The organism is Pseudomonas sp. NPDC086566 (assembly GCF_050280885.1).
GTDB lineage: Bacteria > Pseudomonadota > Gammaproteobacteria > Pseudomonadales > Pseudomonadaceae > Aquipseudomonas > Aquipseudomonas vlassakiae.
In genome coordinates this window covers 68,879-90,296 of record NZ_JBNNWD010000001.1, presented here as the reverse complement: position 1 = coordinate 90,296, position 21,418 = coordinate 68,879, and the positions used below count along the sequence as shown (strand labels likewise).

The following is a 21,418-nucleotide window of genomic DNA, read 5'->3' as shown; positions in this document are numbered from 1 at the left end:
CGAGTCATTGCAACGCCCGATAATTAGCGGTTAAAGCAAGATGCACAAGATGCAACTTTGAAGGAAAAGCCAATAGAGCTTGTAGGAAACTTCCTGCACCTCAAACTCGCGTACCCGATAGTCCACCCACACGCCCACCCTCAAGCGGTGTACAGTACCCCCACAACAAATCCCAAGGAGCCCGCCCATGACCGTGACGCTGTCCCCCCTGCAAATCGACTGCGATTTCGACTCCGGCAACATCCAGGTCCTGGATGCCAGCAACCCGGCCCAGGTGCACCTGGCCATCCGCCCGGACACGAACAGCGGCCACTTCCAGTGGTTTCACTTCAAGGTCAGCGGCCTCTCCGTGGGCCAGATCCACCGCTTCAGCCTGGACAACGCTGGCGAGTCTTCCTACAAGAACGCCTGGAGCGGCTACAACGCCGTGGCCTCCTACGACCAGCAGCGCTGGTTCCGCGTGCCGAGCCAGTTCGATGGCAAGGCGCTGTCGTTCGAGCTCAAGGCCGAACAGGCGCAGGTCTGGTTCGCCTATTTCGAGCCCTACCCCCGTGCCCGCCACAACCAGCTGATCGAACGTGCCCAGCAGATCCCTGGCGTCGAGCTGCTGGCCCACGGCCGTAGCGTGCAAGGGCGGGATATTCCGCTGCTGCGTGCAGGTGACGGCGCGGCAGGCAAGCGCAAGCTCTGGATGATTGCCCAGCAACACCCGGGCGAGCACATGGCCGAGTGGTTCATGGAGGGGGTGATCGACCGGCTGCAAGCCAATGACCCGACCGTTCAGAAACTGCTGGCAAAGGCCGACCTGTACCTGATCCCGAACATGAACCCGGACGGTGCGTTCCTCGGCCACTTGCGGACCAACTTCAAGGGCAAGGACCTGAACCGCGCCTGGCAGGATGCCAGTGTCGAGCTCAGCCCGGAGGTGTTCTTTGCCCAGGCGCAGATGAAGCAGTACGGGGTGGATGCGTTCATCGATGTGCACGGTGACGAGGAAATCCCCCATGTATTCACCGCGGCCTGCGAGGGCAACCCGGGGTATACGCCACGGCTGGCCAAGCTGGAGGAGCAGTTCCGCACGACCTTGTGCAGCGTGACCAGGGACTTCCAGACGGTGCATGGCTACACGCGGGACGAGCCGGGGCAGGCGAATACCACGCTGGCATGCAATGCAGTGGGCATGGCGTATGACTGCCTGTCTCTGACGCTGGAGATGCCGTTCAAGGACCATGACGATGCGCCGGAGCCGCTGGCCGAGTGGTCGGGGGCGCGGTCCAAGGCGTTGGCCGGGGCGGTGCTGGAGACGTTGCTGACGATGATCGACGACTTGCGCTGAGCAGGACCGGCCTCTTCGCGGGTAAACCCGCTCCCACAGGTCAGGCGCAGGCCTTGAGGCACGCATAGTACTTGTGGGAGCGGGTTCACCCGCGAAGAGGCCGGCCCAGGCTTACCCTGTCAGAACTGCACATCCAGAATCACATTGTCGATGTAACTGGCCGCTGGCGGTGTGGCCTGGTCGGTGTAGACCTTGGCGTTGTAGTTGAACACCTGGCTGCCCGTCCCGGTTCCGTTTCCGGGGTTCACATCGGCATCGCTGCTCGCCCGCCGGGCGGTGGTCAGCGAACCCCAGCGCACGCTACCGGCACTCTTGAAGATGTCATAAGCCAGGTAGTTGCCCGCCGAGGACTTCATCCGCCGCCGCCCGCCCGACACATTCTCCCCGTCATTCAAGCCCACCGTATAGGCACTGCCCTTGGTGCACGACAGGCTCACGCTCTGGCTCACCGTGCCAAACCCCGCCACCACCGGCGCGCTGCCGAAGCTGATGTTGGGGGTGGTGATCTGGCAGTCGTTGCTCACCGTCAGGCTGACGGTCATCGTCTGGCTGCCGGAGCCGATATCCCGGCCCAGGCAGATGCTGCCGGCACCGATCCCGGAGCAATAGTTCCAGCTCCAGGCGATGGTCAGGGTTTCCTGGTACAAACCCGCCGCGACATTGCTGCCGACCACGGTCCTCATGTACAGCGGCACCGCCTTGGGCGTGGTGCCATTCAACAACCCCAGTAGATCGAGGATGCCATTACGGGCGAAATCAAAGGCAACACCGCGGGTGATCGGATAGCTGGTGCTGTTGTCTGCGTACAGGGTGTACGCAATGACGTCCCCCGTTGGGCCGACCAGCCCGCTGGTGGCCGATGTGATGGTCGCGTAGAAATGGTCGCTGGCACTGAGCAGGCTCAACAGCGAGCCGGTGCATTGCAGCCCGGAGTTGGTGCTCGATGCGCTCTGTATCGTGGTACGTACCAGGGTCGAGTTGATCGTGCCGAACGCCGCCGGCGTGGTGGCCACCGACGAGCACAGCGCCCAGGCCGATCCTGCCGGCAACAGCATCAAGGCACACAACAGCCGCTTCATCGGCACACCAGTGGGCCGATCAGCGGAACGCTGCCTGGCGATTCGGGCAAATCGAATTCCACCTGGCACTGCCCTCCTCCTTCCACTGTCACCTGTAGGCGGTTGTGCGGCGCCAGGTTCTCCAGGTACACCAGCCCGTCCCAGCCCACCACAGCCTGGCTGCCGCTTTCCTGGTGGCTGACCTTGCTGCCGAGCTTCAGCGGTTGCCGATCGGCGTCGACCAGCTCGATGCTCGCCGCCAGCACACGCTTGAGCGCAAATTCCAGCAGGTAGCCGCTGCCACGGCGCACCGCCACCCGCTGCTCCACCTCGGCGGCCAGCACGTCGGGCGGCAGGTTCATCGGGTCGATTTCGTACTTGCCGCGGTAGTAGCCGCTGCTGTACGGCACCAGCAGGTGGCCGCTACGGTCGGTGCGGCCGATTTCCTGGTTCTCGTAACGCACCGGCACATCGGCGTAGCCAGCAGTGCTGACCACCACGAAGGCATCGTCGATGCGGTTGGCGGCGTATATGCCGGAATCCATCCATACCAGCGAACCACTGGCGTCGGCCCAGCGGGTCATCTCGCCGCTGCTGCCGTACAAGCCGGCCTGCAATTGCACCGATTGCAGGCGCCAGGTGACGTCAGCCTGGCGATAGGCATCGCGGTCGCTGCCGCTGGCATAGCCGAGGTTGTAGCCGACGCCGCCGCCCACCGGCACGGCGCGGCTGTAATTGACCCGTTGCAGGTGCTCGCCATCCTTGCTGCGTTCAGTACTCACCGCCAGGGTGCCGGCGAAGTCGAACGGCATCACCACCTGCGCCTGCACCGCCCAGTTGCTGTCGCCGACCTCGCGGTTGGCCGACAGGTACAGGCTGCTGTTGCCCCACAGCGGCTTGCTCCAGCTCAGGTTGATCAGCCGGGTGCGCGTGTCGTCGCCGGCGCGTACATCGAAATAACCGGCGCCGAGGCTGCCGTACTGGTCGAGATTGACGCTCAGGGTCACCTGTTCGCTGCGCTGGCTCAGTTGCATGTCCGGGATGTCGACCCGGGTCAGGTCCGAATACTCGCCATGGCGCTGCAGGCGCTGGTAGTTGAAGCCAAAGCGCTGGCTGTTGTACTGGTAGCCAAGGGCGACCTGATGGCCCTTTTCGCCTTCGAACTGGCTCTGCGCCAGGGCCGCATTGAGCACACCGAAGGTCCCCAGGCGCATGTTGCCACCCAGGCCGCCGAGCAGCAGGGATTGCGCGGTTTCAACATGGGTTTCCAGGGTGAAGCTGTCGCTGAGGCCATGGCGCAGGCTGGCCGAGGCAACGCCGGTGCCGTAGCTGAAATCTTCAACGGCGTAGTCGCGGCGCAGGCTGCCGGCGGCCACGGAGAAGTCCGACAGGCCTTTCTGCAGCAGGCTGCTGGTGACGTAGAACGGCAAGGTCGTGGACACCTGCCGGCCCAAGGCATCGGTGGTCACCACCACGGCCTCGCCGGCACCGTTGATGAACGGCACGTTGGTCAGGGTGTAGGGGCCTGGCTGCAATTCGGTGGTGCTGGACTTGTAGCCATTGATGAAAAGGTCCAGCGAGGTCGGCACCGCGGCTTCACCAGCAAAGGCCGGCAACGGATAGGTCACCAGATCCGGGCGGGCGCCAAAGTCACGCGACAGCTGCACGCCACCCACCCGCACCGAACTGGTCCAGGGCAAGGCCCCAGTCACGAAGTCACCGGCTTCGTACGTGAGCAGGCGCTGTTCATCGGTGAACCGCCAGGTGGTGTCATAACGCAGAAAGCCCTGGCGATTGGCATCGCTCTGCGCACCATTGAACGACTGGCGCCACTGGCCGGTGGTCGAGAACGTGCCCCAGCTGTCGAACACGCGCAGCTCGTTCCAGGCTGCCAGGTAGGAACCACCATCGTCGGTGTCATTGAGGTACAGGTCGTAGTTGAACAAGGCGCCGAAGCTGCTGCGCGCCTCGGTGGCCGGGTACAGCCCGCGATCACCGACCTGCTGGTCCGGCAGCCAGGCCGGCGGCACCTGCAGCAGCAGGCGCTGGTTCTGGCTGTCGTAATCGCTGTGCAGGCCCGGCACATCGTCCAACGAAATTTCACCCTGCGGGTCGCCCGGCAGCTGGATGCCCAGGTTGCGCAGCACATCGCTGTCCAGGTACAGGCGCCCGGCACGTTGCTGCACCGCCACCAGCTCAGCCCTGGGCATCTGGTTCACCAGCAAGTCGAGGTACAGCGTAGCGTCGGCAACGGCCATGGTTTCGCTGGGCGGGGGTGGCAGGTCGTCGGCCAGCGCCAGCCAGGGGCCGAACAAGGTCAGCCCCAGGCACCAGCGGCGCGAAGCCCGCGACAGCCGCCTCACACACGGATTCCGACCATTGCCAGATGCTCCATGGGCCATGCCTTTCATCCAGCCGCGGGCTCATTGCCCTTGCCGGATCGCTTCGGCCACTTCCTGGCCGTTCACCCTGCCCTTGATCACACTGCCTGCGTTCGGCACCACCGGCGCCGGCCAGCGCATGCTGGCACCGGGCAGTACATAGCCAAGCAGGCCCTCGGCCAAGGGTTTGCCCTGGCCACCCTGCTGCACCACTACATCGGTCAGGCGCGCATGCACCGGGCCGGTATTGCGCATTTCCACATAGGGTTTGCCCTGCACCGTCACCGCGCGCCAGCTGAGCTGCGGCTTGCCGACGCTGTCGGCGTTGCGCTTGCCTTGCGGGTCGGGCTTGCCCCACAAGCCTTCGCCATAGACGAACAACGGCACCGAATAGCGCATCTGCAGGCGGATCGCTGCGGTGGTGCCCTGGCTGGCCGTCTCGGTGGGCATCGGCGAGGGGATCTCGTCGATGATGATGCGATAGGCCTGCTCCTGCCCGGCCGGCGAACTGCCCGTGCGGGTCAGGCGGATCAGCTGCTTTTGCCCGGGCGGGATAGTGGCCACCGGCGGGCTGCCGATGATCTCGCGCTGGGCCTGGAACTGCTCCTGATAGTCACCCTGGCGCCAGGCGAACACCCGTACCTGCAGGCTGGCCGGCGCCGTGCCGCGATTTTCCAGCCACAGGGCGCCGGCCTTCTGGTCAGCCTCCAGCACCGGGTCGATCGGCCAGATCAGCACCGAGGTGGCCGCCGCTGCCGGCAGGCTCGCCAACAGCAACAGACCGACCACACCTTGCGCCCACTTCGCGCCTCCCCCCATGCCACTCTCCTTGGTCTTTATTCTTGGGTGCTGGTGTGTTCACCAGGTCACCGATACTTGCACCACATCGGTGTAGGTCCCGGCCGGCAAAGTGCCGGGCAACTGGGTACGGCCATACACCGGCAACTTGATGGCCGTGGCGTCGGTGTAACTCACCGTCACGCTCTGGCCGATGCCCAGGACCTGGCTATAGGCCGCGTCCCGGTACAACTGGTAGGCCAGCACCTGGGTGCCGCCCGAACGCTTGAGGTTGCGCGTACCACTGGCGCTGTTCTGGCCGCCGTCCAGGCTCATGCTCATGGTCACCCCCGGGGTGCACTGGAAGGTCACCGTGGCGCCGCCCAGCGAGGTGCTGAGAAGGCCGGTGGACAGTGCCGACTGGGTGCCGTAATCGAGCGCGCCGTAATTGGTCACCCCGCCCACCACCAAGCAGCCGGCAACGACCTGCGCGGAGACCTGGAAGGTACTGCTGGTCGCGGCATCGAGGGGCACGGGCAGCCACAAGCCGAGCCCCATCAGGCAACACGTGAGCCAGCAACGCAGGGCGCTGAGCATGGTTCAGAACGACAACTCGACGGCCACGGTGTCGGTGTACGTCCCGGCCGGAAGGCCCGCCTTGCCCCGCGCCTGGCCATACAGGTTGACGGTCTGCGCCACGCCAGTGCTGGTCGGCAGGGTGATGGTGCCGTCGATGGCCAACAGCGTGGTGCGCCCGGCATCGGTGTAGAAGTCGTAGGGCACGAAATTGCCGGCGCCGTCAGCCAGCGCACGCGTGCCGCCGGTCGACTGGCCATCATGTGACCCGGCGCGCACCCGGATCGCCGGCACCGTGCCGGCCGAGCAAAGGATGCTCATGGCACCACCGCCACCGCCCAGCACCTGGGCATTGGCGGTGGTGAACAGGGCTTCCTGGGTGCCGAAGTTCAGGGTACCGAAGTTCAGCCCCGAGGTACCGCCGGCGCCGTTGACCTGGCACGCCGAGGTCAGGGTCAGGGTCGAGGAGATGGTCCCGGTCACCGTAGCGGCCTGGGTGTGAGCTGCCATCGCCAGGCCGAGGCCGGCGAGCATGCAACGGGAAAATGTCGTGCGCATCGGAGTCTCCTTGCGTCGTTTACCAGTCCAGGGTCACTCTCAGGGTGTCGCGGTACAGCCCAGCCGGCAGCGCGCGCGGCTGCGCCACTACCACACCGTAGATGGGAATAGGGATCTGCTCGGCACTGCTGACGGTAAAGGCACGGGCCTGGCCGATGCCGTAGCGGCTGTTGCCACCCGGGTCGACTGCCAGTTGATAGGGGATCATTTCTCGGCCATTGCTGAGACGGCGGACGCCATCGTCGCCATTCAGGCCGCCATTGATGCGCACATTGAACGCCCGCACCTCTGGCGTGCAACTGATGCGCAAACTGCCCTCCCCACCCGCCTCGTCGACCCGACTGCGCAGCGGCGTGTCCCAGTTCGGGCCGCGCTCGCCGAAATCCATCAGGCCTGGATTGCCCAGCGTGGCTGGCGGCTGGTCACCGCTGTTGATCTGGCAGGCAGCGCTGATCACCAACCGCGCCTGGATGAACCCCGTGGTGGTGCCATGCGCCGCGCCACCGGGCAACAGCAACGGGCCAAGGCTGAGCAGCAGGATCGAAGTACGGTTCAACATGTGCAGGGCGCCTCACTACCAGGTGACCGTGACTTTGAGCCGGTCGGCGTACTGGCCGGCGCGCGGGACCCAGGCCAGCTTGTCGATGCGGGCATAGAGCGGCAGCTCTACCGACCCGGTATCCGGCACACGCGCGGCATGTGCTTCACCGACAACCACCGGCTCGCGCCAGGCGGCATCACGGAACAGCCGATAGGGGATCGGCCTGGCCTTGGTGTCGTCGCTGGCGAGAAAGCGCAGCTCGCCGACGCCGCCGTGCTGGCCACCGTCGACGCGCACTTGGTAAGCTGTGTCAGGGTTGCATTCGAGCCGTGGCGGGCGCTGGCTGAGCAATACCCCGCTCAATGGCGCATCCGGGCCGTCCAGGCGTGCTGCAGCACCCAGGTCGATCCGACCCAGGGCCTGGGCGCCCGCGTCACGCTGCTGGGTAATCAGCATGCAGCCACGCTGCACCAGTACCCGCACCTCGACCAGAAAGTCCGCCGCTACGGCACTGCCGCTCAACAACAGGCCAAACAGCGCGGCCAGAAAGCGTTCCGTCACTGGATGTTCCTTGTTTCTCTCGTGTGATTCTGAGCGTAGCAGCAGGTGACAAAACCGTGATGGCCGGGTGCCATTCTTTTGTGCTAACGCCAAAGCGGTAGCAGGCCAGCAAGAAATTTCCCAATCCCGGCGAACCCCGGGCCATCCCGTGCCTCCAATGGCCATGGGCCGACAAAGCGATCGGCATTCTGCTAGGGTGGCCGGTAGCCAACCGCCAGCGTCCGTTGCCGGCGGCATGCATGGAAGAACTTCACAGGAGCGTTTCCACCAATGACTGCAGACAAAGCGCTCGACGCCGCCGTGGAGCGCTGCGCCGAAGAGCCGATCCAAGTGCCTGGCAGTATCCAGCCGCACGGCTTTTTGCTGGTGCTGGATGAACACGACCTGCGTATCCTCCAGGCCAGCGAGAACATCGAACGCTGGTTGGGTGTGCCGGCCAGGGAGCTGATCGGCTGTACCTTCGCCGACCTGGTCAGCGAGCACTTCGACCTTCGCGCTCATCTCGAACGCCTGCCTGACGACGAAGCGTTCCCGTTCCACATCGGCGATGTGCGCTTGCGCCAGGGCGCACCGTGCAGCGACACACTGCGCCTGCTGGCCCACCGCCACGACCAGGTACTGATCGCCGAGTTCGAACCCTTCCGCCTGCCTGCGGACGTGACCGACCAGGGCGACTACTACCCACTGGTGCGCGGGTTCGTCAGCAGCCTGCACAACGCCGACAGCCTCGAAGAGCTGCTCCAGCAGTGCGTGGTGCAAGTCAAGCGCATCACCGGCTTCGGCCGGGTCCTGGCCTACCGCTTCGACGCCGACGGCAATGGCCAGGTGCTCGCCGAGCTGGCCGACGCCGGTTACCCGAGTTACCTTGGCCTGCGCTTTCCCGCGACCGACATTCCGCGCCAGGCCCGCGAACTGTACCGGGTCAACCGCATCCGCGTGATCGAAGATGCCAACTACCACGCCGCCCCCCTGCTGCCGGCGAACAACCCGCGCACTGGCAAGCCTCTGGACATGAGCTTCGCCGCCCTGCGCAGCGTGTCGCCGGTGCACCTGCAATACATGCGCAACATGGGCACCCTGGCTTCGATGTCATTGTCGATCGTGGTCGATGGCCAGCTCTGGGGCCTGATCTCCTGCCACCACGCCCAGCCGCGCGCGGTCGAGTTCCGTACCCGCACGGCCTGCGAACTGCTGGCCAGCGTGCTGTCTCTGCAGATCGAGAGCCGCGAATCGCACGCCAAGACCCGCCAGTTGCTCGAGCTGCGCCAGCACATCGTGCGGATGATCTCGTCGATGGCCGACCACGACAGCGTCAGCGATGGCCTGTGCGATTTGCCCGAGGTGCTGCTGGCGTTCGCTGGCGCCAGCGGCGCGGCGATCATCTCCGCCGAACGCTGCGAGCTGATCGGCCAGACCCCGCCCGCGGCGCAGGTCACGGCTTTGGTGCACTGGCTGGAGCAACGCGGCGACGAAACGGTATTCCACAGCGACAACCTGCGCCGTGACATCGATGAGCTGCCAGAACTGGCCGCCTATGCCGGCGGCGTGCTGGCCGTGGCCATCTCGCAGATTCACTCGCACTACCTGCTATGGTTCCGCCCCGAGCAGGTGCGCACTGTCGACTGGGCCGGGCGCCCCGAGAAGCAGATTGGCGACCAGGGGATGCTCAACCCGCGGCACAGCTTCGACCGCTGGCGGGAACAGATCAGCGACTACAGCGCCCCCTGGGACCCGCTGGTCATCGAAGGCGTGCTCGAATTGCGCACCGCAGTGCTGGGTATCGTGCTGCGCAAAGCCGAGGAGCTGGCGCAACTGACCAACGAGTTGCGCCGCTCGAACAAGGAGCTCGAAGCCTTCTCCTACAGTGTGTCACATGACCTTCGCGCCCCGTTGCGCCACATCGCCGGCTACACCGAGCTGCTTGGCGAGATCGAGGGCCAGGGCCTGAGCGAACGCGGCAGACGCTTCCTGCAGCACATCGAGGAAGCCGCGCGCTTTGCCGGCAGCCTGGTCGACAACCTGCTCAACTTCTCGCAGATGGGCCGCTCGGCCCTGCGCCTGTCGGATGTCGACCTCAATGCGCTGGTCGACGCGATCCGCCAGGACCTGGCCCCGGATTATGCCGGCCGCGAAATCGTCTGGGACGTCGCGCCGCTGCCCAAGGTCATCGCCGACCCGGCGTTCATCAACCTGGCCTTGCACAACCTGATCGCCAACGCCATCAAGTACACCCGTGGCCGTGAACCGGCCCGCATCACCATCGGGTCCGAGCAAAACCACGACGAGACACAGATATACATCCGCGACAATGGTGTAGGCTTCGACATGGCCTACGCCAACAAGCTGTTCGGTGTGTTCCAGCGCCTGCACCGCATGGAAGACTTCGAAGGCACCGGGATCGGCCTCGCCAGCGTGCGGCGGATCATCGAGCGTCATGACGGGCGAGTCTGGGCCGAAGGCCGCGTAGACCAGGGTGCCTGCTTCTACTTCACCCTGCCCCGTCACCCCGCAACCACCTGAGGTACCCGTATCACCATGCTCAAACCAATCTTGCTGGTCGAAGACAACCCCCGGGACCTGGAGCTGACGCTCCTGGCCCTGGAACGCAGCCAGCTGGCCAACGAAGTGATCGTTCTACGCGACGGTGCCGATGCCCTCGACTACCTGTTGCGCCGCAACACGTACTATGACCGTGCCGATGGCAACCCGGCCGTCCTGCTGCTGGACCTCAAGCTGCCGAAAGTCGACGGCCTGGAAGTGCTCAAGGTGGTGCGTGCCACGCCCGAGCTGCGCAGCATACCCACGGTGATGCTGACCTCCTCGCGGGAAGAGCCCGACCTGCTGCGCGCCTACGAGCTTGGGGTCAACGCCTATGTGGTCAAACCCGTAGAGTTCAAGGAGTTCGTCGCGGCGATTTCCGACCTTGGCGTGTTCTGGGCGGTGCTCAACGAACCGCCACCCGGTTCGCTGCGCCTGAACCGCCGTGGCAGCCACTGAGGCCCCCGCAGAGATGTTGCCCACACCACTCAAGTTGCTGATGGTCGAAGACAGCTCGTTGGACGCCGAGCTGACCCTGATGCGCCTGGAGCGCAGCGGATTACAGGTGCATTCGCAGCTGGTTTTCGACCATGTCGGGGTCGAGCACGCCCTGCTTCAAGGCAGTTTCGACCTGATCCTGTGCGACTGCGTGCTGCCGGGATCGTCCGGTACCGAAGTGCTGGCCATCGCCCAGCGCCTGGCCCCAGACACGCCGTTCATCTTCCTCTCGGGCATCTATGGCGAAGAGCATGCGGTCGAGATGATTCGCCTGGGCGCCACCGATTATGTGCTGAAGAAGAACCTGCCGTTGTTGCCCAAGGCCGTGCGCCGGGCCTTGTCCGAAGTGCAGGAACGCCAGCGCCGGCGCCGTGCCGAAGAAGCCCTGGCTGATGTCGAGGCTCGCGCGCGCATTGCCATCGATGCCGCCGGCATGGGCACCTGGGACTTCCGGCCGCAACAGGGCCAACTGGTCTGGGACGTGCGCTGCAAGACCCTCTTCGGCCTGCCGGCCGAGACCGAGATGAGCCTTGAGGTGTTCTACGCCGGCATCTACCCCGACGACTGCGCCAAGGTGCGCGAGGCCGTCGAGCAGGCCATGCGCCCGGACAGCGACGGCCTGTACCGGGTCGAGTTCCGCATTGCCCAACCCAACGGCCTGGAACCGCGCTGGCTGCTCAGCAGCGGCCAATCCCAGTTCGTCGATGGCCAGTGCACGCGGTTTACCGGCGTACTGCAGGACATCCATACCCAACGCCAGGCGACCCTGGCGCTCAAGCAGCTCAACGAGATGCTCGGCGAACGGGTAGAGCGCCGTACCCGTGAACGCGACCGCGCCTGGGAGCTGTCCCAGGACTTGCTCGCGGTGCTAAACAAGGACCTGACCCCGGTGGCCCTCAATCCGGCCTGGGAGGCCAGCCTGGGCTTTTCCCGCGAGCGTCTGAGCCAGGCTTCGCTGCTGCAGCTGCTGCCTGAGGCGGATCAGGAAGCGCTGCTGACCGAACTGGCCGCCCTCGCCCATGGCCGCACCAGTGCGCGCTTCGTCGGCCGCATCCAGCACGCAGGCGGCCAGTTGCGCTGGCTGTCCTGGGTCGTGGTACCGGAAGATACCCTGCTCTACGTGGTGGCGCGGGACATCACCAGCGAGCGGGAAACCGCCCTGGGCCTGGCCGAAGCCAACAACCGCCTGCGCGAACAGATCGCCGAGCGCGAACGCATCGAGGCGGCGCTGCAGCAGATGCAGCGGCTGGAGGCCGTCGGCCAGCTCACCGCCGGGGTCGCCCACGACTTCAACAACCTGCTCACGGTCATCCTCACCGGCGCCAGCTTCCTGGAGCGCGACCTGGCCAAGGGTGACGTGGCCAAGGCCCGCAGCCGCCTCACGCATATCCGCGAAGCCGGTGACCGTGGCGCCAAGCTGACCTCGCAACTGCTTGCGTTCTCCCGTCGCCAGCGCCTGGAGCCGGTGCCGCTGAACCTGAACCGCACCCTCACTGGCCTGGAAGAACTGCTGCGCCGCACCCTCGGCGGCAATATCCGCGTGCGCCTGGACCTGGACCATAGCCTGTGGCAGGCGCTGACCGACCCGACCCAGACCGAGATGATCATCCTCAACCTGGCGATCAACGCCCGCGACGCCATGCCTGAAGGCGGCCAGTTGACCCTGTCGACCCGCAACACGCGCATCAATGCCCGGCCGCAGCGCCCGGAAGACCCGGAGCCCGGCGAGTACGTGATGCTGAGTATTCGCGACACCGGCTGCGGCATGAGTGAAGAGGTGCTGGCCAAGGTGTTCGAGCCGTTCTTCACCACCAAGGACATTGGCAAGGGCTCTGGCCTGGGCCTGGCCCAGGTGTTCGGCTTTGCCAAGCAGTCCGGTGGCGGTGTGCGCATCGATACCGAGCCCGGGCATGGCACCCAGGTGGCGGTGTACTTGCCGGCAGTGAAGCAGGAGGTGGCCATCGATCCCGTCGCGCCGATCGCCGCACTGACCCTCGATGACAGTGGCAGGGACCGCACGGTGCTGCTGGTGGATGACGATCACCTGGTGCGCGACCTGCTCGGTGACGTGCTGCGCCAGTACGGCTACCAGGTGCGCCAGGCGCACAGCGGGGAGCAGGCGCTGGCCTTGCTCGACGATGACATCGACCTGCTGCTGACCGACTTTGCCATGCCCGAATTCAACGGCGGGCAACTGGCCATGGCGGCGCGCGACCGCTATCCGCAATTGCCGGTGGTGTTCCTGACCGGGTATGCGGAACTGCAAGGGCTGGAATTGCCGGGGAGCCTGGTGATGCAGAAGCCGGTGCAGGCCGATGAACTGGCCAGGATGCTGAATGAACTGCTGCGTGCAACCGGTTAGATTCGCTTTGCCTGCACCGGCCTATTCGCGGGCACGCCCGCTCCCACAGGGATATCACCGCCCTGTGGGAGCGGGCGTGCCCGCGAATAGGCCGGTACAGGAACAGAAACGACAAAACCAGCGCTGACGATCGTCTGCACTGATTGAGAAATTTTCAGACTGAAGAGAAAAATGGCAGGGGCGGCTGGATTCGAACCAACGCATGGCAGGATCAAAACCTGCTGCCTTACCGCTTGGCGACGCCCCTGTATCGGATGCAGCTGACGCTGACCTGACAATTCCAACTGAGTGACAACCGGTTGTTGTCTTGGAATGCGCGGCACTTTAACACATAGATTCAGCCTGTAAACCCCCCATCGCAAAAAAAATGCTTTAAAACAGCAAGTTAGTGTCCACGAGCCGATTCTGCGGGCCGGCCGGACAACCATTCGTCGTATTTATACCGCTGCGCTTCAACGCAATCGCATTCCTCCCTTCCAATCAGATAAGCGAATTGTATTGACCAAGGAGGACCCCATGCCCGTTTCCCACGACCTTTACCAGGACCTGCACTACCCCCGCGAAATCGTCCAGCAGCGGCGCCAGCAGGACAAGACCCTGGACCGTCTGCTCGACGAGTATGTGGATATCGACAACCAGGTACTGGCTGCCGAATCGATCTCGGCCGGCAATTTCGTCGACGAAGACTTGCGACATCTGAAGGAGCGCCGGTTGACCGTGAAGTACATGATCGAGCGCCAGCTGGAGCGCAAGGCCTGAACCCATCGTGCCAGGCGATAAATGCCTGGCACTTTTTGTATTGGTCAAAACCGCTCGCCTCGGGCAAGCTGCGCGCAGCCCCGCATTTGCCCAAGGAGGCCTCACCTTGCCCGCCTGGATCCCTGCACCGCTGCGCCAGTTCAGCCATCGCCTGCGCACTGCCGCGCCTCAACAGAGCGAATTGCTCAGCTGGTTCGAAGACAAGGCCGCCAGCCGCGGCTATCAGCTCAGCGATGGTCAGCGCCGGGTCATCGACAGTATGGCCACGCAGATTGCGCGTCTGCTGGACGGAGGCCAGCCTCGCAGCCTCTATCTGTACGGCTCGGTCGGCCGTGGCAAGAGCTGGCTGCTCGATGGCTTCTTCCAGGCGGTACCGGTAGCGGCCAAGCGGCGCCTGCACTTCCACGACTTTTTTGCCCGCCTGCACCAAGGCATGCACCAGCACCGCCTGCTGGACGATGCGTTGGGCGCCACCCTGGACGAGCTGCTGGGCGGCTGCCAGGTGCTGTGCTTCGATGAGTTTCACGTGCATGACATCGGCGATGCCATGCTGCTCACACGGCTGTTCAACGCCCTGTTCGCCCGCGGTATCTTCCTGTTGGTGACCTCCAACTACGCGCCTGAAGGGCTGCTGCCCAACCCGCTGTACCACGAACGCTTCCTGCCGGTGATCCGCCTGATCAACGGTTCGATGGAGGTGCTCGAAGTGGGCGGCGACACGGACTTTCGCAGCCTGCCAGCCAACCGCGAGCAGCAACGCTTCACCCAAGGGCACTATGTGTGGCCGGGGGACGCGGCGCAGCGCCAGGCGCTTGACGTACCCGATGAGCAACCCGTGGTTCTGCAAGTGAACAACCGCCCGCTGCGCGCCTTGGCCATCGATGGCCGACGCGTGGTGCTGGCCTTCGAGGACTTGTGCGAGAAGGCCACAGCGGTGATCGACTACCTGGTGCTGGCCGGGCAGTACGACGAGTGGATCATCGATGGGCTGGATGATCTGTCGGAGTGCTCGCTGGCGGCGCAGCAGCGCTTCGTCAACCTGGTGGACGTGCTTTATGACCAGGATCGGCAGGTGACCGTGATCGGGCGCCGGCCACTGGAACAAAGCCTCGGCGGGCCGCTGGCCGACCTGATGCGTACCCGCAGCCGGTTGGGGCAGTTGCGCCAGATCGGGCCCGAAAGCTCTATGTCCTGATCTGGCCTCTTCGCGGCTAAAGCCGCTCCTACAGAAGCCCGCCGCCCCTGTAGGAGCGGCTTTAGCCGCGAAAGGGCCTGAGGTGTCACCGCATCAGCCAGCCCTGGGCAGATCCGCCAGCACCGCCTCGATCTCCCCCAGCACCGCCGGGTCATCCAGGGTCGAAGGCGGTACATAAGCCTGCCCATCGGCAATCTTGCGCAGTACCGCCCGGAGGATTTTCCCCGAACGGGTCTTGGGCAAACGCTTCACCAGGCGCACCCGGTTGAAACACGCCAGCGCACCAATCTCTTCACGCACACTGCCCACCAGCTCCAACAGCAACTGCGCCTCGGCTATGCCCTCGCCATCCTTGAGCACCACCAGCGCCAGCGGCACCTGGCCCTTGATCTCGTCATGCACACCGATCACCGCACACTCGGCCACCGCCGGGTGACGGGCGACCAGGTCTTCCATCTCCCCCGTGGACAGCCGATGCCCGGAGACGTTTATCACGTCGTCGGTGCGGCCCATGATGTAGACGAAGCCCTCTTCGTCGAGGTAACCGCCGTCACCCGTGTGGTAATAGCCAGGGTAGGTCTGCAGGTAGGCTTGCAGGTAACGTTCATGGTCGCCCCACAAGGTCTGGCTGCACCCGGGCGGCAGTGGCAGGGCAATGACGATGGAGCCCTGTTGGTCGGGCCCCAGCAGGTGCCCGTCGTCATCCAGCACGCGCACGTGATAGCCGGGCACCGCACGGTTGCTCGAACCCGGCCGCGCCGCACTGCCTTCCAGCCCCACGCAAGGCGCGGTGACCGGCCAGCCAGTCTCGGTTTGCCACCAGTGGTCGTGCACCGGTTTGCCGGTGACCTGCTCCAGCCACTGATGGGTACTGGAATCGAGCTTTTCCCCGGCCAGGAACAGCTGGCGCAGCGAGCTCAGGTCATGCTTGCGGATCAGCTCGCCTTGCGGGTCTTCCTTGCGGATCGCCCGCATGGCTGTCGGCGCGCAGAACAAGGCATTGACCTGGTACTGCTCGACCACCCGCCAATACGCCGAAGCGTCCGGCGTGCGGATCGGCTTGCCCTCGTAGAACACCGTGGTGCAGCCGCTCATCAGTGGTCCGTAGACGATCAGCGAATGGCCGACCACCCAGCCGACATCGGAAATGCCCCACCATACATCCCCGGCCTGCATGCCGTAGATATGACGCATCGCGTAGCAAAGCGCGACCGCGTTGCCACCATTTTCGCGGACGATGCCCTTGGGTTTGCCGGTGGTGCCGGAGGTGTACATGATGTAGAGCGGGGCGCCGGACTCCAGCTCGACGGGCGCCACCGGCTCGGCACTGGCCAACGCCTGCTGCCAGTCCAGGTCACGGCCTGCCTGCAACTGCGCACGGGCCTGGGGCCGCTGCAGCACCAGGACATTACGCGGCTGATGGCAAGCCAGCTGCAGGGCGCGGTCGACCAGCGGCTTGTATTCGATTACCCGGTCGAACTCCAGGCCACAGGACGCGGTGAGCACCAGCGTGGGCCGGGCATCATCGATGCGCAGCGCCAGCTCGTTGGCGGCAAAGCCTCCGAACACCACCGAATGCACCGCGCCGATGCGCGCGCAGGCGAGCATGGCCATGGCGGCCTGCGGCACCATCGGCATGTAGATGATCACCCCGTCGCCCTGGCCCACGCCCAACTGCCGCAGCAGGCCGGCCAGGCGCGCCACTTCGTCGCGCAACTGGTGGTAGGTGAAGGTCTGTTGCACACCGGTCACGGGGGAGTCGTAGATCAACGCCAGCTGCTCACCCCGGCCCAGCTCGATCTGCCGGTCCAGGGCCAGGTAACTGCTGTTCAGGCGACCGTCGGCGAACCAGCGGTGGGTACCGTCGGGGTTGTTCTGCAGGGTCAGCGCGGGTTGGCGATACCAGGCCAGGGCTTTGGCCTGCTCGGCCCAGAAGGCCGCAGGGTCGGCAATGGATTGGGCGTAGCTGTGCTGGTAGGTCATGTCGATGAAAACCCGGTACTTGTTGTTATTGAAGGGCGGATAGTGAGTATGGCCTGCCACACCGGGGCCGCCATGGGACTAAAGTCACAACGGACCTGCAAATTTGCAGACCCGACAGAAATGCCCCACAACGGTGCCAACCCTCTAGAATAGGCCGCCCTCCCCGCCACAGAGCAGCTCATGGACATCGATCAGGCCCGGACCTTCCTGGAAATCGTGCGTTGCGGCAGCCTGGTCGCAGCTGCCGAACGCCTCTTCGTTTCGCAGACCGCGATCACCGCCCGGGTGCAGCGCCTGGAGCAGCAACTGGGCTGCCAGCTCTTCGTGCGCAGCCGCAACGGCGCCAGCCTGACCAGTGACGGCGAAGCCTTCGTCAGCTATGCCAACCAGCTGGTGCAGACCTGGGAAGCGGCACGCCGCGACCTGCCGCTGCCCGAAGGCTGCCGGCAGGTGCTGCATGTGGGCGCGGAAGTGAGCCTGGGCAATCCGATGCTGCTCGACTGGGTCGGTGCCCTGTACCGGGAGCTGCCAAGCCATGCCATCCGCAGCGAGGTGAGCGATGGCGAGTCATTGCTGCACAAGGCAGAGATGGGCCTGCTCGACGCCGCACTGGTCTACCAGCCGAGTTACGGCCCGGGGCTGCAGGTGGAACAACTGATGGAAGAAAAGCTGATCCGCGTGCGCCGGGTCGAGCAACCCGAACCCTATATCTATATTGACTGGGGCGAAGCCTTCCGTCGCCAACATGACGCCGCCCTGCCCGATTGCGCACGCCCGGCGCTGAGTTTCAACCTCGGGCCGTTGGCGCTGCAGTTCATCCTCGAGCACGGTGGCAGCGGTTACTTCCGTACCCGCGTGGTACAGGCCTACCTGGAAAGTGGCGTGTTCGAGCGGGTGCCGCAGGCGCCGGAATTTACCTACCCGACCTACCTGGTCTACTCGCGCAAGCGCGACAGCGAGGCCCTGCAGCAGGCCTTCGCGGTGCTGCGCCGGCAGGTGGCAGCCGGCGCCAGCGATTGGTCACAACGCTGGGACCCGGCTATCTGAGGTATCGCCGGCCGCACTGAGCAACTGGCGCTTGAGGCCGGCGATCAGGTCGGTCTGGGTGACTACCCCGACCAACTGCTCGTCGTCGAGCACCGGCAGGCAGTGCAAACCCTGCTCGCACAGCAGCGGCAACAGGCGCTCCAGCGGGTGCTGGCTGCTGACGCTGACCACCCGCCGGCTCATCACCTGCTCCATGCGCACGGCCTTGCGACCGAACAGGCTCCGCCAGCTGAATCGGCCACGCTGCATGGCCGCGCCCGCCAGGTCAGTGAGGCTGACGATACCCACCAGCTTGCCCTGCTGCAGCACCGGCAAGGTTTTCAGGTGGTGGTCAGCGAGCATTTTCCAGGCCTGCTCCAAGGGGGTGTCCGGCGTAGCGAACTGTACGTCGCGGGACATGACTGCGCCGGCAGTGATGCCGCCCAGGCTACGCTGCAGCGCGTGTTGTTCGGTGGCAACAATGATGCGCTCCAGTTCGTCGCGGGTGACATCGACAAACTCACCCAACTCTTCCAGGGCCAGGTCGAGGTCAGCGCCACTGATGCCCACGCGCTCGCTGGGCAGCGGGTCGTGGGTATGGTGCACGTCCTTGCGCGGCGCCGCGCCTTTCGGGTACTGCACGCCGGTGAGCCGGTTGTAGATCACGGCCACGGCCACCAGGATCAGCGCGTTGAGCAGTACCGGCTCGAGCAGGTGATCGCCCATGGCCGTCAAACCCGGGTCGGCCAGTACCGCGCTCACCGCCACCCCGCCACCCGGCGGGTGCAGGCAACGCAGCAGGCACATCACCAGGATCGAAAGCCCCAAGGCAACGGCCGCCACCCACAGTTCCGGGCCAAACCCCTGGCGCATGGCCAGGCCGACCGCACCGGCCAAGGCATAGCTGCCGAGCACTGGCCACGGCTGCGCCAAGGGCCCGGAATGCACGGCGAACACCAGCACTGCCGAGGCCGCCAACGGGCCGAGCAGGTGCAGGGCAATGCCCGGCCCATAGGCCAGGCTGGTCAGCCAGCCAGCGAGGAACAGGCCGAGCAACGCGCCGATAGCGGCACGCAAGCCTTGTCTGGGAGAGATGTTCAGGGGGGCGGGCAACAGCCGCTGAAGACGACTTTCAGAACGCATGGCAGACATTCAAGCAATCGGGATCTGTAGTTTTTCTGATTGAAAACAAGGGGATTGTGCCGGCTGGAGGCAGACAGGGCTAATTCAAAAAAATGCGGCTGTACTGCAATTTTTTTGCACTGCTGAACCGTGCCCTGGCACTACCGCGCCTTGCGTGGCAGCTCGATGCTCACTCGCAGCCCGCCCAAGGGGCTATCCTGCAACGCCAGGTGCCCGCCCCACGCCTCGACGATGTCGCGCACGATGCCGAGCCCCAGCCCGTGCCCGTCGACCTGTTCATCCAGCCGCGAGCCGCGCTCCAGCACCTGCAGGCGCCGGTTTTGCGGAATCCCGGGACCATCATCATCGACCCGTAACCGATAGCCCCCGGCTGTCGGCGCAATCCCCAGCCGCACTTCGCTGTCGGCCCATTTGCAGGCGTTGTCCAGCAGATTGCCGAGGAGCTCCAGCACATCTTCGCGATCCCACGGCAGCAGCAGGCCCGGTGGGACATCGTGCCCGAGCCGCAAGCCCTCGCCATGGATCATGCCCAAGGTCGCGAGCAAGCCAGGCAGTTCGGCATCACAGTCGAACTGCGCCCCAGGCAAGGCATCGCCGGCCAGGCGTGCCCGGTTCAGCTCCCGGGCCAGGCGCTGCTGGATCTGCTCCAGCTGCTCACGCAACTGCGCCTGCACCTCGGGCAGGCCCTGCAAGCGCTCACTGGACGCCAGACTGAGCAGCACCGCCAGCGGCGTCTTCAGTGCATGGCCGAGGTTGCCCAGGGCATTGCGCGAGCGGCGCAGGCTGTCTTCGGTGTGGTTGAGCAAGTGGTTGATCTGGTCCACCAGCGGCGCCAGCTCGCTGGGCACCTCGGCATCGAGCTGCGAGCGTTGGCCTTGCTGCAGCTGGGCAATCTGCTGGCGCGCACGCTCCAGCGGGCGCAACGAGCGGGTGACGGTGATGCGCTGCAGCACCAGTACGATCAGCAATGCCACCAGCCCCATCCCCAGGCCGATCTGCTGCAAGCGACGGAAACCGTCGCGAACCGGCGAATAGTCCTGTGCCACGCTGATCGAGATGTCCTGGCCCAGGCGCCGGTAATCGGCGCGCAAGGCCAAAAGCTGCTGCCCTTCCGGGCCCAGCTCGTGACTATCGGACAACCCCGGCGTGGCCGGCTTGGGCATGTCCAGGTCCCACAGCGAGCGCGAACGCCAGGTGCCCTGGTCCAGATCGATGCGGAAGTAATAACCCGAAAAAGGCCGCTGATAGGCAGCGGAAATGCGCCGCTCATCCAGTTGCAGGCCATTCGGCCCGCGCACCAGTGCCACCAGCAGGTTCTCGCTTTCCTTGCGCAGGCCGTTTTCCAGGTAGCGCTGCAGGCCTGCCTCGAACAGCCACAGGGTCAATTGCGCCAGTACCACCCCGACCACCACCAGCACGGCGACCAGGCCCAGGCTCAGGCGCGCCTGGATGGACTTCACCCGGCGCTCCCGGCATAGATATAGCCTTGCCCGCGACGGGTCTCGATGACGCTGCGACCCAGCTTGCGCCGCAGGTGGTTGACGTGCACTTCCAGCACATTGGAATCGCGCTCGGTCTCGCCGTCGTAAAGGTGCTCGGCCAGGTGGCTCTTGGACAGGATCTGCTGGGGGTGCAGCATGAAGTAGCGCAACAGGCGAAACTCCGCAGCGGTGAGCTGGATGTCGACGCCATCGCGGCTCACGCACTGGCGGCTTTCATCCAGTTGCAGGCCTGCAGCTTCCAGCGTTGGCTGGTTGGCCAGGCCGCGAGCGCGGCGCAGCAGGGCCTGGATGCGCAGCTGCAACTCCTCGGGGTGGAAGGGCTTGCTCAGGTAGTCGTCCGCCCCGGTCTTCAAGCCTTCGATACGTTCCGCCCACGACCCGCGCGCCGTGAGGATCAGCACCGGCGTGGCCAGGCCGCCGGCACGCCATTGCGCAAGCACCTCCAGGCCCGGCAAGCCCGGCAAGCCGAGGTCGAGGATGATCAGGTCATAGGGTTCGCTCTGGCCCTGGTACACCGCATCGCGGCCATCGGCCAGCCAGTCCACGGCGTAGCCCTGGCGTTGCAGGCTGGTGGTCAGTTCGTCGGCCAGGGGCACATTGTCTTCGACAAGCAGCAAGCGCATG

18 protein-coding genes and 1 tRNA gene are annotated in these 21,418 nt (G+C 65.2%); 7 read left to right on the top strand and 12 right to left on the bottom strand.

Features of this window, described 5'->3' with window-relative positions:
• The first annotated feature begins 187 nt into the window (after window positions 1-187).
• Entirely contained in the window at window positions 188-1,336 is a 1,149-nt protein-coding gene (locus ACQKPS_RS00440) for a M14 family metallopeptidase (protein WP_427602088.1), read from the top strand.
• A gap of 119 nt (window positions 1,337-1,455) precedes the next feature.
• Here ACQKPS_RS00440 and ACQKPS_RS00435 read toward each other — a convergent pair whose 3' ends face one another.
• From ACQKPS_RS00435 to ACQKPS_RS00405, 7 genes are all read right to left on the bottom strand, one after another.
• Window positions 1,456-2,415, bottom strand: a complete 960-nt coding sequence (locus tag ACQKPS_RS00435; protein WP_254480638.1) for a Csu type fimbrial protein — start codon at window positions 2,413-2,415, stop codon at window positions 1,456-1,458.
• Window positions 2,412-4,652, bottom strand: coding sequence for a fimbria/pilus outer membrane usher protein (locus ACQKPS_RS00430; protein WP_254485592.1), 2,241 nt, complete (start codon window positions 4,650-4,652; stop codon window positions 2,412-2,414). Before ACQKPS_RS00430 ends, ACQKPS_RS00435 begins: the two co-directional genes overlap by 4 nt.
• Window positions 4,653-4,817: 165 nt before the next feature.
• The gene (locus ACQKPS_RS00425; protein WP_254480639.1) at window positions 4,818-5,594 is read right to left on the bottom strand and encodes a fimbrial biogenesis chaperone; all 777 of its coding nucleotides are present in this window, start codon (window positions 5,592-5,594) and stop codon (window positions 4,818-4,820) included.
• A 39-nt stretch (window positions 5,595-5,633) separates the two neighbouring features.
• On the bottom strand, window positions 5,634-6,137 hold the full coding sequence (locus tag ACQKPS_RS00420; RefSeq protein WP_313203173.1) for a Csu type fimbrial protein: 504 nt from the start codon (window positions 6,135-6,137) through the stop codon (window positions 5,634-5,636).
• A gap of 15 nt (window positions 6,138-6,152) precedes the next feature.
• Window positions 6,153-6,686, bottom strand: coding sequence for a Csu type fimbrial protein (locus ACQKPS_RS00415; protein ID WP_054886267.1), 534 nt, complete (start codon window positions 6,684-6,686; stop codon window positions 6,153-6,155).
• Window positions 6,687-6,705: 19 nt separating this feature from the next.
• Entirely contained in the window at window positions 6,706-7,242 is a 537-nt protein-coding gene (locus ACQKPS_RS00410; protein ID WP_254485594.1) for a Csu type fimbrial protein, read from the bottom strand.
• Between the two features lie 18 nt (window positions 7,243-7,260).
• Window positions 7,261-7,788, bottom strand: coding sequence for a Csu type fimbrial protein (locus tag ACQKPS_RS00405; RefSeq protein WP_054886266.1), 528 nt, complete (start codon window positions 7,786-7,788; stop codon window positions 7,261-7,263).
• 270 nt (window positions 7,789-8,058) lie between these two features.
• Here ACQKPS_RS00405 and ACQKPS_RS00400 point away from each other — a divergent pair, with 270 nt between their 5' ends.
• From ACQKPS_RS00400 to ACQKPS_RS00390, 3 genes are read left to right on the top strand one after another with little or no spacing between them, the layout of a single operon-like run.
• Window positions 8,059-10,308, top strand: coding sequence for an ATP-binding protein (locus ACQKPS_RS00400; RefSeq protein ID WP_427602084.1), 2,250 nt, complete (start codon window positions 8,059-8,061; stop codon window positions 10,306-10,308).
• A gap of 15 nt (window positions 10,309-10,323) precedes the next feature.
• Complete coding sequence (locus ACQKPS_RS00395) at window positions 10,324-10,785, top strand: response regulator (protein ID WP_427602082.1); 462 nt, start codon at window positions 10,324-10,326, stop codon at window positions 10,783-10,785.
• A gap of 13 nt (window positions 10,786-10,798) precedes the next feature.
• A complete protein-coding gene (locus tag ACQKPS_RS00390; RefSeq protein WP_427602080.1) occupies window positions 10,799-13,186 on the top strand; it encodes a response regulator in 2,388 nt (795 codons plus the stop codon).
• 172 nt (window positions 13,187-13,358) lie between these two features.
• On the opposite strand, the gene ACQKPS_RS00385 is transcribed toward ACQKPS_RS00390, so the two are convergent.
• Window positions 13,359-13,433 (bottom strand) — tRNA-Gln (locus tag ACQKPS_RS00385).
• Window positions 13,434-13,702: 269 nt separating this feature from the next.
• Here ACQKPS_RS00385 and ACQKPS_RS00380 point away from each other — a divergent pair.
• Together ACQKPS_RS00380 and zapE are read left to right on the top strand one after the other, a co-directional pair.
• Complete coding sequence (locus tag ACQKPS_RS00380; protein ID WP_427602078.1) at window positions 13,703-13,945, top strand: hypothetical protein; 243 nt, start codon at window positions 13,703-13,705, stop codon at window positions 13,943-13,945.
• A gap of 106 nt (window positions 13,946-14,051) precedes the next feature.
• Complete coding sequence (zapE, locus tag ACQKPS_RS00375; RefSeq protein ID WP_427602076.1) at window positions 14,052-15,140, top strand: cell division protein ZapE; 1,089 nt, start codon at window positions 14,052-14,054, stop codon at window positions 15,138-15,140.
• Window positions 15,141-15,233: 93 nt separating this feature from the next.
• On the opposite strand, the gene ACQKPS_RS00370 is transcribed toward zapE, so the two are convergent.
• On the bottom strand, window positions 15,234-17,123 hold the full coding sequence (locus ACQKPS_RS00370; protein WP_427602872.1) for a propionyl-CoA synthetase: 1,890 nt from the start codon (window positions 17,121-17,123) through the stop codon (window positions 15,234-15,236).
• 180 nt (window positions 17,124-17,303) lie between these two features.
• Between ACQKPS_RS00370 and ACQKPS_RS00365 the strand changes: the two genes are divergently transcribed.
• Window positions 17,304-18,170, top strand: coding sequence for a LysR family transcriptional regulator (locus ACQKPS_RS00365; RefSeq protein ID WP_254480645.1), 867 nt, complete (start codon window positions 17,304-17,306; stop codon window positions 18,168-18,170).
• On the opposite strand, the gene ACQKPS_RS00360 is transcribed toward ACQKPS_RS00365, so the two are convergent.
• The 3 genes from ACQKPS_RS00360 to ACQKPS_RS00350 form a co-directional block, all read right to left on the bottom strand.
• On the bottom strand, window positions 18,144-19,301 hold the full coding sequence (locus tag ACQKPS_RS00360) for an HPP family protein (RefSeq protein ID WP_427602074.1): 1,158 nt from the start codon (window positions 19,299-19,301) through the stop codon (window positions 18,144-18,146). The two genes, ACQKPS_RS00365 and ACQKPS_RS00360, sit on opposite strands and share 27 nt — an antisense overlap.
• A 131-nt stretch (window positions 19,302-19,432) precedes the next feature.
• Window positions 19,433-20,752: a sensor histidine kinase gene (locus ACQKPS_RS00355; protein WP_427602072.1), complete on the bottom strand. Its 1,320-nt coding sequence runs from the start codon at window positions 20,750-20,752 to the stop codon at window positions 19,433-19,435.
• Complete coding sequence (locus ACQKPS_RS00350) at window positions 20,749-21,417, bottom strand: response regulator transcription factor (protein ID WP_254480648.1); 669 nt, start codon at window positions 21,415-21,417, stop codon at window positions 20,749-20,751. Before ACQKPS_RS00350 ends, ACQKPS_RS00355 begins: the two co-directional genes overlap by 4 nt.
• Window position 21,418 lies beyond the last annotated feature (1 nt).

Excerpts from the sequence above, each read along its gene's own strand:
- ACQKPS_RS00390 (WP_427602080.1), top strand. The coding sequence starts at position 10,799 with ATGTTGCCCACACCACTCAAGTTGCTGATGGTCGAAGACAGCTCGTTG.
- ACQKPS_RS00395 (WP_427602082.1), top strand. The coding sequence starts at position 10,324 with ATGCTCAAACCAATCTTGCTGGTCGAAGACAACCCCCGGGACCTGGAG.
- ACQKPS_RS00365 (WP_254480645.1), top strand. The coding sequence starts at position 17,304 with ATGGACATCGATCAGGCCCGGACCTTCCTGGAAATCGTGCGTTGCGGC.
- ACQKPS_RS00435 (WP_254480638.1), bottom strand. The coding sequence starts at position 2,415 with ATGAAGCGGCTGTTGTGTGCCTTGATGCTGTTGCCGGCAGGATCGGCC.
- ACQKPS_RS00400 (WP_427602084.1), top strand. The coding sequence starts at position 8,059 with ATGACTGCAGACAAAGCGCTCGACGCCGCCGTGGAGCGCTGCGCCGAA.
- ACQKPS_RS00430 (WP_254485592.1), bottom strand. The coding sequence starts at position 4,652 with ATGGCCGTTGCCGACGCTACGCTGTACCTCGACTTGCTGGTGAACCAG.
- ACQKPS_RS00360 (WP_427602074.1), bottom strand. The coding sequence starts at position 19,301 with ATGTCTGCCATGCGTTCTGAAAGTCGTCTTCAGCGGCTGTTGCCCGCC.
- ACQKPS_RS00370 (WP_427602872.1), bottom strand. The coding sequence starts at position 17,123 with ATGACCTACCAGCACAGCTACGCCCAATCCATTGCCGACCCTGCGGCC.
- ACQKPS_RS00350 (WP_254480648.1), bottom strand. The coding sequence starts at position 21,417 with ATGCGCTTGCTGCTTGTCGAAGACAATGTGCCCCTGGCCGACGAACTG.
- ACQKPS_RS00380 (WP_427602078.1), top strand. The coding sequence starts at position 13,703 with ATGCCCGTTTCCCACGACCTTTACCAGGACCTGCACTACCCCCGCGAA.
- ACQKPS_RS00425 (WP_254480639.1), bottom strand. The coding sequence starts at position 5,594 with ATGGGGGGAGGCGCGAAGTGGGCGCAAGGTGTGGTCGGTCTGTTGCTG.
- ACQKPS_RS00440 (WP_427602088.1), top strand. The coding sequence starts at position 188 with ATGACCGTGACGCTGTCCCCCCTGCAAATCGACTGCGATTTCGACTCC.
- ACQKPS_RS00415 (WP_054886267.1), bottom strand. The coding sequence starts at position 6,686 with ATGCGCACGACATTTTCCCGTTGCATGCTCGCCGGCCTCGGCCTGGCG.